Origin of the sequence: Nocardia sp. NBC_01499 (genome assembly GCF_045040275.1) — a bacterium.
Taxonomy (GTDB): domain Bacteria; phylum Actinomycetota; class Actinomycetes; order Mycobacteriales; family Mycobacteriaceae; genus Nocardia.
This window is the reverse complement of the sequence record NZ_CP109426.1, coordinates 5,333,144-5,347,675: the sequence shown is the minus strand read 5'-3', so window position 1 is coordinate 5,347,675 and position 14,532 is coordinate 5,333,144. Positions and strand designations below refer to the sequence as shown.

Below are 14,532 nucleotides of genomic sequence, written 5' to 3'. Positions count from 1 at the left end.
GTGTCCGCGGTGCCATCGACCGCACCGGCGCCGCCCGAGGTGAAGATCATCAATGCGGTGCAGGCCAGGATCGGCACGCCCGAGGTGATCAAGGCGGCCCGCGGCATGTCGCACTTCGGCGAGCACGCGCTCGGCTGGGTCGGCATCGCCGCGACGGGCTGGCTCGTCGACAAGCCGCGCCGTCGGCAGTGGGCCGGGGTCGCGGTCGGCGCGGTCGGCGCGCACGCCGCCTCGATCGTCATCAAGCGGATCGTCCGGCGGCCCCGCCCCAACGATCCGTCGGTGCAGGTCAACGTGGCGACGCCGAGCAAGCTGAGCTTCCCGTCCTCGCACGCCACCTCGACGACCGCGGCAGCGGTGTTGCTCGGCAGAGTGACCGGGCTACCCTTGCCAGCGGTGCTCGTCCCACCGATGCTGCTGTCCCGGGTCGTTCTCGGGGTGCACTATCCCTCCGATGTGCTCGCTGGTTCGGCGCTCGGTGCCGCGTCCGCCGCCGTTGTGCTTGCCGCCGAAAAGAGACTCGATGACCGCCACAGAAAGAGCCTTGGTTGACCATGAGGGAGCGAAGCGAGCGAATCATGACACAGCGTGCCTCGCACACGACAGAGCCGAGCGCCAGCGAGGCGAAGTCATGAGTGAAGAGCCGACTGGTGCCGACCTAGCCGAAGCGGTCGTCAAAGGCCCGCCGAAGACGTTGGCAGGCGGGCTGTTCAAGGCTGTCCGGCCGCGGCAGTGGGTCAAGAACGTCCTCGTGCTCGCCGCCCCGCTGGCCGCTGGCACGGTCAACGAGATCGATGTGCTCGCGCACGTCGGTATCGCGTTCGTGGTGTTCTGTCTCGCGGCCTCCGGCATCTACCTGGTCAACGACGCGCTCGACGTGGAAGCCGACCGGGCGCACCCGACCAAGCGGTTCCGCCCGATCGCCGCTGGCGTCGTCCCGGTGAACCTGGCCTACATGCTGTCGGTCGTGCTGCTCGTCGCGTCGATCGCCGGATCGTTCCTCGCGTCCTGGAACCTGGCCGTGGTGATGGCGATCTACATCGGCATCCAGCTGGCCTACTGCTTCGGCCTCAAGCACCAGGCGGTGCTCGACATCTGTATCGTCTCCTCGGGCTTCCTGCTGCGCGCCGTCGCCGGTAGCGCGGCCGCGAATATCTCTCCGTCGCAATGGTTCCTGCTGATCATGGCGTTCGGTTCGCTGTTCATGGCGGCGGGCAAGCGCTATGCCGAACTGCAGATCGCGGTGAGTACCGGCGCCAAGATCCGCAAGTCGCTCGAGTACTACACGCCGACCTACCTGCGGTTCGTCTGGACCCTCTCGGCAACGGCGGTCGTGGTGTTCTACGGTCTGTGGGCGTTCCAGCAGGACAACCTGAAAGACACCAATTGGTACGCAATCTCCATGATTCCGTTTACCATCGCAATCCTGCGTTACGCGGTCGACGTCGATGGTGGCGAGGCCGGTGAACCTGAAGAGATCGCTCTGGGGGATCGTGTCCTCCAGTTACTCGCAATCGCCTTGATCGGAGCGGTAGGTGTCGCTGTCTATCTCACCTGACGAGATGTTGGTAGCGGGAGTGGAGCAAACGGAATACGCGAACGAGGGGCCGGCTACGCAGCCGGCCCGCTCGGCGTCGCGGTTCGCCCTGCTATCCCGCGCCACGTTCGTCGGTGGGATCGCGCTCACCGTGGTCCTTTTCGGCATCGGCGGCTGGCAGCGCCGCTGGATCGCCGACGACGGCCTGATCGTGCTCCGCACGGTGCGCAACCTGCTGGCAGGCAACGGGCCCGTCTTCAACGAGGGCGAGCGCGTCGAGACCAACACCAGCACCGCGTGGACCTACATCGTCTGGTTCTTCAGCTGGGTGACCCAGGCGCGACTCGAGTACGTGGTGCTCGGCATCGCGTTCACGTTGTCGATGGTCGCGGTCGTGTTCGCCATGCTCGGCGCGAGCAGGCTGTGGGGCGGCCCGAAATCGGCGCTGCTGCTGCCCGCCGGGGTGCTTGTCTACATCGCTCTGCCGCCCGCCCGCGACTACGTCACCTCGGGGCTGGAGAGCTGCCTGGTGATCTGCTGGCTCGGCCTGCTGTGGTGGCAGCTGATCCGCTGGAGCCAGGCCGAGCGCGTCCGGTTGCCCGGTCTGTTCGGCCTGGTGTTCCTCGCGGGGCTCGCCCCGCTGATCCGCCCGGAGATGACCCTGGTCGGCGGGCTCGCGCTGCTGATGATCGTCATCGCGCCGATGCCGGAGTCGCGGCTGCGCCCGATCGTGTTGCGCGCCTTGATCGTTGTCGTCGCGGGCCTGGTGCCGCTGAGCTACCAGGTCTGGCGGATGGGCTACTACGGCCTGCCCTACCCGAACACCGCGGTCGCCAAGGACGCGGGCGGCGCCAAATGGCATCAGGGCTTCATCTACCTCTGGGATCTCGTCGGCCCGTACTACCTGTGGGTGCCGCTGCTCGTGCTGCTCGCCGCGGGAGTCGTTGCGGCGCGCGGTAAGTCCGCCGCGCTCGTGGATCCGGCCGGACGGCATGCCGCGCCGGCGGAGCAGTCGCGATGGAACGCGCGCCGCGTTCGAGAGTGGCTGCACTCGCCCGCAGCGGTGGTCACCCTGGTGCTGGTGAGCGGCTTCATCCTCACCGTCTACGCGCTGCGCGTCGGCGGCGACTTCATGCACGGCCGAATGCTGTTGGCGCAGTTGTTCCTGTTGCTGCTTCCGGTCGCGGTGGTGCCGATCCGGCTGCCGCAGGGCGGCCTGCGCGCCGCGACGGCCGCCGACTGGTCGTTCGCGGTGGTGCTGTTCGCGTTGCTCGGCACCGCGGGCTGGGCGCTGTTCGCCGCCAACACGACCGCGATCAAGTCCGGCACCAAGATCACCGCGTCCGGCATCGTCGACGAGCGGGTCTACTACGTCCTCAACACCGGCCACGATCATCCGATCCTGGCCGAGGACTACCTGGACTACCCGCGCATCCGGCCCATGGTCGACAACATTGCCGAGACCCCGAACGGCGGCCTGCTGCTGAACTCGCCGTCGTTCATGTTCTGGTACATCGCCCCACCGCCGCAGCCGATTCCGGCGGGCGGCGCCGGGCACACCGTCTTCTTCCTCAACCTCGGCATGACCAGCATGAACGTCCCGCTGAACGTGCGCGTCATCGACCAGATGGGCCTGGCCTACCCACTCGCCGCGCACACCGACCGGCTCACCGACGGCCGGATCGGGCACGACAAGGCCCTGTACCCGGACTGGGTCGTCGTCGACACCGGCATGGTGGACAAGAAGCCGTGGATGCCGTGGTATCTGGACGAGAAGTGGGTGACCCAGGCGCGCACCGCGATGTCCTGCCCGGCCACCGAGGCGCTGGAGATCTCCTACCGCGACCCGCTCACCTTCGAGCGCTTCCGGCACAACCTGCGCCACGCGCTCACTTTCGCCAAGTACCGGATCGATCGGGTGCCCAAGTACGAGATCGAGCGCTGCGGCTTGGTCGATCCGTTCCCCACGGCGCCCGCGCCGCGCTGAGTCATCAATAGCCACACTGGGTCTCCTTCACAGGGGACCCGGTGGTGGCATTGGGCAGGTTTCACAAAATCTGTGTACATCCCTCTGTCTCGGTTCGATAACGCCCTTGTCACGATGACGCGCTAGGCTGCGAAAGTACGCCCGTCATGACGTCAACTAGTTGTGGGCATCGGCGGGTCATCGTTAGACGACGGCCGATGCCGTTTCATGAACGAGAGGTCGAAACTGATGCGAGGCGTGTTCGGGCGTCTGAATACTCGAAGAGCCGGATCGTGGCTGAAGCGCTCGGCGCTGGTGTCGATGGCGATTCTGCTACCGCTCGGGGTGTCGGTGGCAGGCCCAGCCGGACCGGCAGCCGCGGCGTTCAATCCGGACGGCTTCGATTTCTGGGTCGATTCGGAGATGGGCCCGATCAAGAACCGGGTCTTCCGCGCCGCCGACGGCAACACCAGTCGGGTGGTCTACGCGCTGGACGGCATGCGCGCCCGGCCGGACCTGAGCGGCTGGGAAGTCGATACCGAGGTCGTGCGCGAGCTGACCAAATGGAACATGAACGTCGTCATGCCGGTGGGCGGCCCGTCGAGCTTCTACGCCGACTGGAACGGACCGAGCAACTTCTTCGGTCTCGGCAGCGCGGGCTCCTCTTCCACCGGCTCGGCCAATTCCGGATCGGGCCTGCTGTCGGGGTCCGCGGGCATGGGCAAGACGAATACCTACAAGTGGGAAACCTTCCTCACCCAGAACCTGCGCAATGCGCTGCGGGATCGCCTCGGCTTCAATCCGAACGGCAACGCCGTGTTCGGCTTGTCCATGGGCGGCAGCGCCGCGCTGACTCTGGCCGCGTACCACCCGGACCAGTTCCGTTACGCCGGTTCGTATTCCGGCTATCTGAACATCTCGGCACCGGGTATGCGCGAGGCGCTGCGGGTGGCCATGCTCGACGCCGGCGGCTTCAATATCGACGCGATGGCGCCGCCGTGGGGTCCGCAGTGGCTGCGGATGGATCCGTTCGTCTTCGCGCCGCGATTGAAGGCCAACAACACCCGCCTGTGGGTGTCCGCGGGCAGTGGTCTGCCGAGCGGTGCGGACGGGCTGAGCTTCAACACCGTCAACGCGATGGGACTCGAGGCGCTCGCCCTCGCCAACACCCGCGCGTTCCAGGTCCGGATGGCCACGCTCGGTGCCACCAACGCCACCTACGACTTCCCGGCCGTCGGTGTACACAACTGGACCTACTGGGCCGATGAGGTCTACCGGATGATCCCGGACATGTCCGCCAATATCGGGTGATTTTCGGGTAAGTCCGCACGACAGACCGCCCGGTGCCGAGTGCACCGGGCGGTCTTTTCGTTTGCCAGGCGTCCAAGCGGCGTTTGGTAACGAATGTTGATGGGTAGCGGCAGGCGAGTTGTGGCATGAGTCACTTTCCAGCAACATATAAGCTTCGGCTGCCGATTTATACACGAAGAGTATGCACAGAGGTCGATTCGTCCGTTTTCGATGGACGGCGGCACTCGGTGTCCGCAGAGGGGGCCGGTCGAGATCGCCAACTGTTTGCCCCCCGGCCGCCCGAACGAAAGGTCGAGTTTGATGCGAATTGCCCGCTGGAAAGGTAGACCCGGTACGTCCGGGACTGGTTCGTGGGTGAAGCGATCCGCACTCGGGGTCGCCGTGGCACTTTTGCTGCCCTTCGGAATCGCGGCAGCAGGTAGCGGTGCCATCGCATCGGCGGGAATGGACCCCGGGGCGTTCGACTTCTGGGTCGACTCCGGCATGGGCCCGATCAAGACCCGCGTGCTGCGTGCCAGGGACGGCAACACCAACCGGGTCGCCTACGTGCTCGACGGCATGCGTGCGCCGGAGACGCTGAACGGCTGGGAGATCGAAACCAACGTTCCCGCGGTGCTGGCCGACGCGAACATCAACGTCGTCATGCCCGTCGGCGGCATGTCCAGCTTCTACGCGGACTGGAATGCGCCGAGCGAGCTGGCCGGTATTCCGGCGGGCACCGGCTCGTCCTCCGGTTCCGGCGCGCTCAACATCTTGGCCGCGGGGCCTGGCAAGAGCTACCGGTACCAGTGGGAGACCTTCCTGACCCGCGACCTGCGCAACGCGCTGCACGACCGGCTCGGCTTCAACACGACCCGCAACGGCGTGTTCGGCCTGTCCATGGGCGGCAGCGCCGCGCTCACGCTGGCCGCGTACCACCCGGACCAGTTCAGCTTCGCCGGTTCCTACTCCGGGTACCTGAACATCTCCGCGCCCGGCATGCGTGAGGCGATCCGCATCGCGATGCTCGACGCGGGCGGCTACAACGTCGACTCGATGGCGCCGCCGTGGGGTCCGCAGTGGCTGCGGATGGATCCGTTCGTCTTCGCGCCCAATCTGGTTCGCAACGGCACCCGCCTGTGGATCGCCGCGGCGAGCGGTCTGCCGACGGCGAATGACGGACCGAGCTTCAACACCCTCAACGGGATGGGCCTGGAGGCGCTGGCACTGGCGAACACCCGCGCGTTCAACGTGCGGATGGCATCGCTCGGCGGCGGCAACACCGTCTACTCCTATCCCGCCTACGGTATTCACGCGTGGAACAACTGGACCGACGAGGCCTACCGGATGATTCCGGACATGTCCGCCAATATCGGCTGACGAATTCGTCGTAGACAGACCGCCCGGCGCTACCAAGCGCCGGGCGGTCTGTTGTTTTCCGGATATCCGCGAGATGATTGTCTGGTTGATCGCTGGCGAACGAATTGCGATCTTGTGGCCACCGGGTAGTTCCGAGGTCGCCAGGAGATCGGCAAATCGCGGGTTCGCGTCACGATCCGGTGTCACGATGCGTTTTTCGACAGGCAGAGTTCGAATAGCTGCTTATAGAGGAGCGATAGGACCGAAGACTTCGCACCGAGAAGCCATCGATTCGGAGTGTCGATCTCCATGCAGCACAGTTGCGGTCAACGGGGATCGCACGGGCGAAAGGTCGAATCGATGCGATCAGCCGGGGTGCGCGGGACAGTTGCCAGTGTTCGTGAATCGGCGGATCGTCGCTGGCTCCGGCGTTCGATCGCCGGTCTGGCCGTCGCGCTCGCGTTGCCGTTCGGCGCCGCAGCGGTCGGCGCGCCGGCGCGGGCCGGGTTCAACCCCGGCGGTGCCGACTTCTGGGTCGACTCGAGCATGGGCCCGATCAAGTCGAGGATCTTCCGCGCCGCGGACGGCAACACCCGTCGCGTGGTCTACGCGCTGGACGGGCTGCGCGCTCGCGACGACCTGAACGGCTGGGAAGTCGAGACCGACATCTCCCAAGTCCTGCCGCGATGGAACATCAATGTGGTCATGCCGGTCGGCGGCGAGTCCAGCTTCTATTCGGACTGGATTGCGGCGAGTAATACCAACGGCCAACAGCGGCCTTATGCCTGGGAGACCTTTCTCACCGACAACCTGCGCAACGCGCTGCGTGTGCGCCTCGGCTTCAATCCGCACGGCAACGGCGTGTTCGGCCTGTCCATGGGCGGCAGCGCCGCGCTCGCGCTGGCCGCATACCATCCCGACCAGTTCCGTTATGCCGGTTCGTATTCGGGCTACCTGAACATCTCCGCACCCGCCATGAAGGAGGGCCTGCGGCTTGCCATGCTCGACGCTGGCGGCTTCAACATCGACGCCATGTGGGGTCCGCCGTGGGATCCGCGCTGGTTACGCAACGATCCGTGCATGTTCGCGCCACTGTTGCGCGCCAATGGGACTCGGCTGTGGATCGCCACCGGCAACGGACTGAACGGGCCACGTGATGTGATCAACGCGCCGATCGACGTCTACCACCTCGGCAATGCGATGGCGCTGGAAACGATCGCGCTGGCCAACACCCGTGCGTTTGAAGCTCGGGTTAACAGTCTCGGTCCGAGCAACGCCGTGTTCGTCTACACGCCAGTGGGCGTGCACAGCTGGAACTACTGGCAAGAACAGGTGTTCCAGATGCTGCCCGACCTCAGCGCGAATTTAGGCTGAGCTTGAATTCGCGGCGCTCCCTTGGCCCTTCGTGGTTACGCCGCGCTGACTCCCTCGGGCCGGACGCTGTGCGCCGCAGCGGCTGACACTTCCGGCCATCAGGTGAAAATTTGGTGTTCCGGCACGACAATCACCGGGGGAACGCGATAGGGTCACCGCACCATCACAGATTGCGTACGGGCGGATTTCGGCCACCTGGTTGCCTCGGCCTTGCTAAGGCCACGGGTGTCGAATATCGTCCAGCGAGCGCAAGTGTGACCAGATCGTTGTTTCGCAGTCGCCTGTGCCGGAATGTCGGGGTCCGGTGCGCGGCGGTGTGCGTCTCGTTGGCAGCACTGGTGCGGTTGCGCCCCTCGCGGGGTCGCCGACGGCACCACAACAGGCAGAAAAGCAGAAAGAGAGCAGGATTCATGCGTTTCGGCAGGGCGGCCGCGCCGATGAGAACGAAGTCGGGACGGCGAGGCGCACCTCGTGGTTGGCGTAATCGAATTCTGGCTGTCGGTGCCGCGGTTCTGGCGCTACCGATCGCCGCCGGTGTGGCGGCCCCGATCGCCATCGCGGCGCCGGTGCAGACACCGGTATTGCGTACTCCCTCAGGTGGACTCGAAGATCTGATGGTCCCGTCCAGCATGGGCCCGATCAAGGTCCAGGTGCAGTGGGCAGCGCGCGGCGGCAACGCGGCGCTCTACCTGCTCGACGGACTGCGGGCCCGCGACGACCGCAACGCGTGGTCGTTCGAGACCAACGCGCTGCAGCAGTTCGGCGGCGACAACATCTCGCTGATCATGCCGGTCGGTGGTCAGTCCAGCTTCTACACGGACTGGTACACCACCAGCAACACCAACGGTCAGAAGACCACCTACAAGTGGGAGACCTTCCTGACCAAGGAGCTCCCTGCCTTCCTGGAGGGCTACGGCGTTTCCCGCACCAACAACGCGGTCGCCGGTCTCTCCATGGGTGGCAGTGCCGCACTGGCGCTGGCCGCTTACCACCGCGACCAGTTCAAGTACGCCGCCTCCTACTCGGGCTACCTGAACATCTCCGCGCCGGGCATGCGTGAGGCGATCCGCGTCGCGATGCTCGATGCGGGCCGCTACAACGTCGACTCGATGGCCGCGCCGTGGAGCCCGCAGTGGCTGCGGATGGACCCGTTCGTGTTCGCACCGCAGCTCAAGGGTCTGCCGATGTACATCTCGGCGGCCAGCGGCCTGCCGGGTCAGTACGACTCGCCGAACTCGGCGGTCGGCGTGTTCAACACCGGCAACGCGATGGCGCTCGAGGCCCTCTCGCTGGTCAACACCCGCGCGTTCCAGGCTCGCCTGGCCTCGCTCAACATCCCGGCCCAGTTCGACTTCCCGGCCCAGGGCACCCACTCCTGGAAGTACTGGGAGGGCGAGCTCTTCAAGTCCCGCAACGGCATCCTGGACGCCACCAACTCCCGGTAACAGCCGATTGACCACTCAGGCCGTACCCCGCGGGGTACGGCCTGAGTTGCGTTTCGGGACAGGTGGTTTCAACGGGTGCCCGGTGAGGTATCTATGTACTCACAAATCATTTGTCCCGGTAAGACCGCTTCGGCGCCGCGGCTTCCAGCACGGAAGCGGTGGCGCCGGATGCGTTGTGCGGGCTGGCAAAACGAAGATGGCGGTTTTCTTATCGTGCGTGTCCTCCACCGAACATGGTGCGGACCGGGGTAGAAAGCTCTTGTGGCAGGGATTCGGCGCGGCAGATGGGGGAGACGCGAGCGTCGTGGCGCTCGTCCGGCTCGCGGGCGGTTAATGCTGTTCGCCACCGTCATGGTGCTCCCGTTGGCCGCCGGTATCGCACCGGCGTCCGCGCAGCCTGCCGTCGCCCCGGCACCACCTCCCGCCCCGGCACCAGCCTCGAGTGCGGCTTCAGCCCCAGCTCCTGCGCTCGGCTCCGCCCCGGCCTCAGCCTCTGTACCTGGCTCCGCCCAGGCACCAGCCTCCGGTGCGGCCTCGGCCTCGGCCCCTGCACCCGGCTCCGCACCAGCTCCCGCGCCCGGTGCTGCGCAAGCTCCCGCGTCCGGTGCTGCGCAAGCTCCCGCGTCCGGTGCTGCGCAAGCTCCCGCGCCCGGTGCTGCACCAGCTCCCGCGCCCGGCTCCGCTCCCGCTCCGGACGCCGTCGCCCCGGCGTCCATCCAGAAGGTGGTCTGGCTGACCGACCGCCGGGTCGCGCTGTGGATCAACTCGCCGTCGATGGCAACGCCGATCCAGGTGCAGCTGCTGCTCGCCAGGGACTGGAACACCCGCCCCGACGCGCGTTTCCCGGTGCTGTACCTGCTCGACGGCCTGCGCGCCGAAGACGACGAGAGCGGCTGGACCAAGGACGCGGGCGCCGTCGATTTCTTCGCCGACAAGAACGTCACCGTCGTGCTGCCGGTCGGCGGCCAGTCCAGCTTCTACTCCGACTGGATCCAGCCCGACAACGGCAAGACCTACAAGTGGGAAACCTTCCTGACCAAGGAACTGCCGCCGCTGCTCGAAGGCGACTGGCGGGCCACCGATGTCCGTGGCCTGGAAGGCCTTTCGATGGGTGGCACGGCCGCCATGTTCCTTGCCGCCCGCAACCCCGGTTTCGCAAAGTACGCCGCGTCCTACTCGGGCTTCCTCACCACGACCACGATCGGCATGCCGCAGGCCATCCAGTTCGCCATGCGCGACGCGGGCGGCTACGACGTCGGCGCCATGTGGGGCCCGCCCGCCAGCCCGGAATGGGCCGCGCACGACCCGTACACGCTGGCCGACAAGCTCAAGGGCGTCAGCCTCTACGTCTCGAGCGGCAGCGGCGCCACCGGTCCGTTCGACCAGGCCTCCGGCATTCCCGGCGTCAGCACCAACTACGCCGGCATGGGACTGGAGATCCTGTCGCGGCTCACCTCACAGAACTTCGTCACCAAGCTCACCAAGCTGGCGATCCCCGCGCAGGTGAATTACCGTCCGTCCGGCACCCATTCGTGGCCCTACTGGGACTTCGAGATGCGCCAGTCCTGGACGCAGGCCGCGCAGGCGCTCGGCGTCGATCCCGGCAAGGCCGCCTGCACCGTCGGCGGCCAGATCGCCACGGTGGCCGCCGCGAACACCTGGCTCGGCGACTGCCAGTCGGCCGAATACCCGGTGGCGGGCGGTGTGGCCCAAGACTTCAAATCCGGCCGGGTCTACTTCGCCCCCGGCAGCGGCGCGCATCCCGTCGGCGGCATGATCGGCGGCGGATATCAGGCCGCCCAGGCCGCAGCCGGCCCGCTCGGCCTGCCGACCGGCGACGAACGCGGCCTGCCCGACGGCAAGGGCCGCATGCAGACCTTCCAGAACGGCTCGCTCTACTGGACCCCACAGACCGGCGCCCAAGTAGTGCGCGGCGCGATCCTCGACGAGTGGGCCAGGCAGGGCTACGAGGGCGGCCCCGCAGGCTACCCGGTCGCACCCGAGGTGAAGACGCCGAACCGAGACGGCGCCGTACAAGCCTTCGAGAACGGCCCGTTCTACTACAGCGCCAAGACCGGCGTACACCGCGTCCAGGGCATGATCCTCGGCAAGTACGCCCAATTGGGTTACGAGAGCAGCTCGCTCGGCTTCCCCGCCACCGAGGAACAGCCGCTGAAGGACCTCGGCCGATACAGCCGTTTCGAGGGCGGCAATATCTATTGGAGCCCGCTGTCCGGCGCCTGGGCAGTGAAGAACGGCCCGATCATGGACGCCTGGCAGGTCCTCGGCTACGAGAACGGCAAACTCGGCTACCCGATCAGTGACGAGTTCCCAGTCCCCGGCGGCGTACAACAAAACTTCCAGGCAGGCTTCGTAGTCATCAAAGACGGAAAACCAGAAGTACACGGCCTCTGATAGTTTGGCCGCGCCCACCACTGGCTAACACCAACCGAGACTCACCCTCTCAACTCACACCCCAACGGAGCGAGTCTTACGAGCGACCCGTTCGCGGCCCGTCTCGTTGCCGAGTGGTCGAAGCGCATGCGCCGCAGGCGCGAGTCTCGACCGCTCGGCAACGAGACTAAGGGGGCCGCGAACACGCCGCGCCCGCGCGGCAAATAAGACAGCTATGTTGGGGGGGCGACCTCCCCCGTTTGCGAACAGATCGAGGACAGAATTCATGCAGAGGACCCGTGGCAAGGTATTCGGCGTTGTCGTGGCGATTGCCGCGACCGGCCTGCTCGCCGCCTGTGGCGGTAACGACTCGACCGCGTCGAGCACGCCGACGCTGACCCGCACCACGGCGGCGACGCAGCCGCCCGCCTCGTCGACCCCCGGTGCCGATACCGGCCAGCAGGCTCCGGCGCCCGCGCCGCAGCCCGAGCAGCAGCAGCCGTCGCCCGAGCAGCCAGCTCCGGAGCGTCCGCAGCCGATGCCAGCTGAGTCCGCGCCGCCTTCGGACAGCTCGAAGCTCAGCGACAAGGACAAGAAGTACCTCGACGCGCTGAAGCAGCAGGGCGTCACCCCGTCTACCCCGGATATCGCGCTGAGCGTGGCGAACTATGTTTGCCAGGGCACTGCGTCCGGGGCGTCCGATCAGGATCTGATGACCTTCGTGACCGCGATGGCCGGTTCCGATCCGTCCTTCGATCCGGCCAAGATGCCGGTGGAGAAGGCCGGGCAGGTTTATATCAGCGCCGCTAAGCAGACGTACTGCAAGTGAACGCGCGCCGGGGCTCGACATCTCGCCGGTCAAGGCCGGTGGGGTGTCTGCTGCTGATCGGGATTCCCATTCTGATCATCATCGTGGTGCTGCTGTTGTGGTACCTGCTCGCCGGTTTCCTGCGGCACCCGAAGCCGGGACCGACGCTGCCGAAGGAGCCGACCTCGCAGTCGGCGAGCTGTCCGGATGTGCAGATGATCTCGGTGCCCGGCACCTGGGAGTCCAACAGCAACGATGACCCGCACAACCCGACGGCGAACCCGAACTCGCTGATGCTCAACGTCTCCAATCCGGTCGGGCAGCAGTTCCCGAAGGAACGCCTGGACGTATACACAGTCCCGTACGTCGCGCAGTTCTCCAATCCGATCGCGCTACCGCCGGACGGCCAGGCGTCCTACAACGACAGCCGGTCCGAGGGCACCCAGCGGATGGTCGACGCGATGGCCGCGCGCTACCGGGACTGTCCGCTGACCACGTATGTGATCGCGGGGTTCTCCCAGGGCGCGGTGATCGCGGGCGACGTTGCCTCCGATATCGGCCAGGGCAAGGGGCCGGTGCCAGCGAACAAGGTGCTCGGCGTGACGCTCATTTCGGATGGTCGGCGCACCGGCGACACTGGTCCCGGCCAAGCCGTCCAGGTCGGCACGGTGCCAGCGGGTGTCGGCGCGGAGGTCGCGCTGAAGGGCCTCAACGTCCCTGGCATCACGATGACCGGCCCGCGTCCTGGCGGTTTCGGCGAGCTGGCCCCGCGTACCTTCACCATTTGCGCGCAGGGCGATCTGATCTGTGACGCACCGCGACAGGCGCTGAGCCCGTTCAACATCATGGGCAGCGTCGGCGCGCTGGTGCGCGCGGCGGGTAATCCGGTGCACGCGCTGTACAACGGTTTCGTCGTCGAGGACAACGGGGCGACCTCTACCCAGTGGACCGTCAACTGGGCGAACGGTCTCATCGAATCGGCGCCGCATCCGCCGCATTCGTAAAGCGTGCGAAACACCGACACAGCGCGTTTTCGCACGACAGAACCGGGCGTCAGCGAGGCGCGGTCGGGAGAAGTCACAGTCAATGTCCGGGTCGGCACGCAGTACACCCAGTACTGCCCCGACAAGCGCGACTCCTGTTGGGCAGCACGCTGTAAAGTGCCGCTGGTGATCGCGACGCAGGCAACACCGGCGCCATGTCCGGGGTCCGACAGTCCTGCACCGTCGCGCCAGAATTTCCTTACAGCCAGGAGCATGAGTTCATGACAGAAGCCGCCGCACCAGCCGGTGAGTTGACCGCGCTCGGTACGCCGCTGCGCAGCTTCCGCTTCGGGGCAGCGGGCGAGGGAAACAAGCAAGAGGGTGGCGCCCGCAAGTTCGTCCAGACGGCGCAGCAGGCCGAGGAGTACGGGTTCGACACCTTCTTCGTGCCCGATCACCTCGGTGACCAGATCGGCCCGATCGCCGCGCTCGGCGCGCTGACCCAGGCCACCGAGAAGATCCGTCTCGGAACCTCGGTGCTCGCCAACGGTTTCCGGCACCCCGTTGTGCTTGCCAAGGACCTGGCCACCATCGACGTGCTGTCCAAGGGCCGCCTCGAGGTCGGCGTCGGTGCCGGCTGGAAGCAGGACGAGTTCCTCGCCGCCGGCCTGCCCTACGAGACGCCGGGCGTCCGGTTGGCGAAGCTGGACGAGACGCTGACCATCCTCGACGTGCTGCTGCGCGGCCAGGAGTGCACCTTCGAGGGCAAGTACTACCAGGTCAATGGGATCAAGGGCACGCCTCGGCCGCGGCAGGGGCCGCGCCCGCCGATCTGCACCGGCGGCGGTGGCCCGAGGATGCTGCGGCTGGCCGCCAAGCACGCCGACATCATCTCGATCGTGCCGGTGACCACCAAGAACGGTAAAGGCCTCTTGTCGGGTATCACGCTCGAGAAGACGATCGAGAAGGTGAACCTGATCCGCGAGGCCGCCGGCCCCCGGTTCGCCGAGATCGAGCTGAATTGGGCCATCACCGCGATCGTCATCACCGACGATCGCGAGAAGACCGCTGAGATGGCACTTTCCGCGATCGAGCGTGGTCTGCACCCGGATCTCGAAGTGGACGTGAAGCTTTCGGTCGAGGACATCCTCGCGTCGCCCTACGTGGCGATCGGCAGCTTCGAGGAGATCGCCGAGCAGATCCGTCGTGTGCGCCAACTCACCTCGATGTCCTATGTCGGGGTGTTTCCCACCCAGATGGATGCATTCGCCCCCGTAATTCCCCTGCTGCGAGACGAGTGAGCCGGGCTTCTCTGTAACATGACTCTGGTTTGAGTACATCTAGCCGATAGCGGTCACCGCGCAGACCGCCCAATA

General features: G+C 66.4%; 11 protein-coding genes. All 11 read left to right on the top strand.

Annotated features, from left to right (window positions below; translation table 11 throughout):
- On the top strand, positions 1–552 hold the full coding sequence (locus OG203_RS24430; protein WP_405167991.1) for a phosphatase PAP2 family protein: 552 nt from the start codon (positions 1–3) through the stop codon (positions 550–552).
- 79 nt (positions 553–631) lie between these two features.
- Positions 632–1,558: a decaprenyl-phosphate phosphoribosyltransferase gene (locus OG203_RS24425; RefSeq protein ID WP_405159598.1), complete on the top strand. Its 927-nt coding sequence runs from the start codon at positions 632–634 to the stop codon at positions 1,556–1,558.
- Between the two features lie 4 nt (positions 1,559–1,562).
- Complete coding sequence (gene zomB, locus OG203_RS24420; protein WP_405159597.1) at positions 1,563–3,524, top strand: flagellar motor control protein ZomB; 1,962 nt, start codon at positions 1,563–1,565, stop codon at positions 3,522–3,524.
- Between the two features lie 207 nt (positions 3,525–3,731).
- Positions 3,732–4,814 (top strand): alpha/beta hydrolase, encoded by a 1,083-nt coding sequence (locus OG203_RS24415; RefSeq protein ID WP_405159596.1) that lies wholly within the window; start codon positions 3,732–3,734, stop codon positions 4,812–4,814.
- Positions 4,815–5,114: 300 nt separating this feature from the next.
- Entirely contained in the window at positions 5,115–6,173 is a 1,059-nt protein-coding gene (locus tag OG203_RS24410) for an alpha/beta hydrolase (RefSeq protein WP_405159595.1), read from the top strand.
- A gap of 339 nt (positions 6,174–6,512) precedes the next feature.
- Positions 6,513–7,526, top strand: coding sequence for an alpha/beta hydrolase (locus OG203_RS24405; RefSeq protein ID WP_405159594.1), 1,014 nt, complete (start codon positions 6,513–6,515; stop codon positions 7,524–7,526).
- A 437-nt stretch (positions 7,527–7,963) separates the two neighbouring features.
- Entirely contained in the window at positions 7,964–8,971 is a 1,008-nt protein-coding gene (locus tag OG203_RS24400) for an alpha/beta hydrolase (RefSeq protein WP_405159593.1), read from the top strand.
- A gap of 723 nt (positions 8,972–9,694) precedes the next feature.
- Positions 9,695–11,386 (top strand): alpha/beta hydrolase-fold protein, encoded by a 1,692-nt coding sequence (locus OG203_RS24395; RefSeq protein WP_405159592.1) that lies wholly within the window; start codon positions 9,695–9,697, stop codon positions 11,384–11,386.
- A gap of 265 nt (positions 11,387–11,651) precedes the next feature.
- Positions 11,652–12,194 carry a DUF732 domain-containing protein gene (locus tag OG203_RS24390; RefSeq protein ID WP_405159591.1) on the top strand — a complete coding sequence of 181 codons (543 nt, stop codon included), beginning with the start codon at positions 11,652–11,654 and terminating at the stop codon, positions 12,192–12,194.
- The gene (locus tag OG203_RS24385) at positions 12,191–13,177 is read left to right on the top strand and encodes a cutinase family protein (protein ID WP_405159590.1); all 987 of its coding nucleotides are present in this window, start codon (positions 12,191–12,193) and stop codon (positions 13,175–13,177) included. The genes OG203_RS24390 and OG203_RS24385 overlap by 4 nt, the downstream gene beginning before the upstream one ends.
- A 260-nt stretch (positions 13,178–13,437) precedes the next feature.
- Positions 13,438–14,457: an LLM class F420-dependent oxidoreductase gene (locus OG203_RS24380; protein WP_405159589.1), complete on the top strand. Its 1,020-nt coding sequence runs from the start codon at positions 13,438–13,440 to the stop codon at positions 14,455–14,457.
- Positions 14,458–14,532 lie beyond the last annotated feature (75 nt).

Bases quoted from the DNA above. Each gene is read 5' to 3' on its own strand.
- OG203_RS24425 (WP_405159598.1), top strand. From the start codon at position 632: ATGAGTGAAGAGCCGACTGGTGCCGACCTAGCCGAAGCGGTCGTCAAA.
- zomB (WP_405159597.1), top strand. From the start codon at position 1,563: ATGTTGGTAGCGGGAGTGGAGCAAACGGAATACGCGAACGAGGGGCCG.
- OG203_RS24415 (WP_405159596.1), top strand. From the start codon at position 3,732: ATGAACGAGAGGTCGAAACTGATGCGAGGCGTGTTCGGGCGTCTGAAT.
- OG203_RS24410 (WP_405159595.1), top strand. From the start codon at position 5,115: ATGCGAATTGCCCGCTGGAAAGGTAGACCCGGTACGTCCGGGACTGGT.
- OG203_RS24405 (WP_405159594.1), top strand. From the start codon at position 6,513: ATGCGATCAGCCGGGGTGCGCGGGACAGTTGCCAGTGTTCGTGAATCG.
- OG203_RS24400 (WP_405159593.1), top strand. From the start codon at position 7,964: ATGAGAACGAAGTCGGGACGGCGAGGCGCACCTCGTGGTTGGCGTAAT.
- OG203_RS24390 (WP_405159591.1), top strand. From the start codon at position 11,652: ATGCAGAGGACCCGTGGCAAGGTATTCGGCGTTGTCGTGGCGATTGCC.
- OG203_RS24380 (WP_405159589.1), top strand. From the start codon at position 13,438: ATGACAGAAGCCGCCGCACCAGCCGGTGAGTTGACCGCGCTCGGTACG.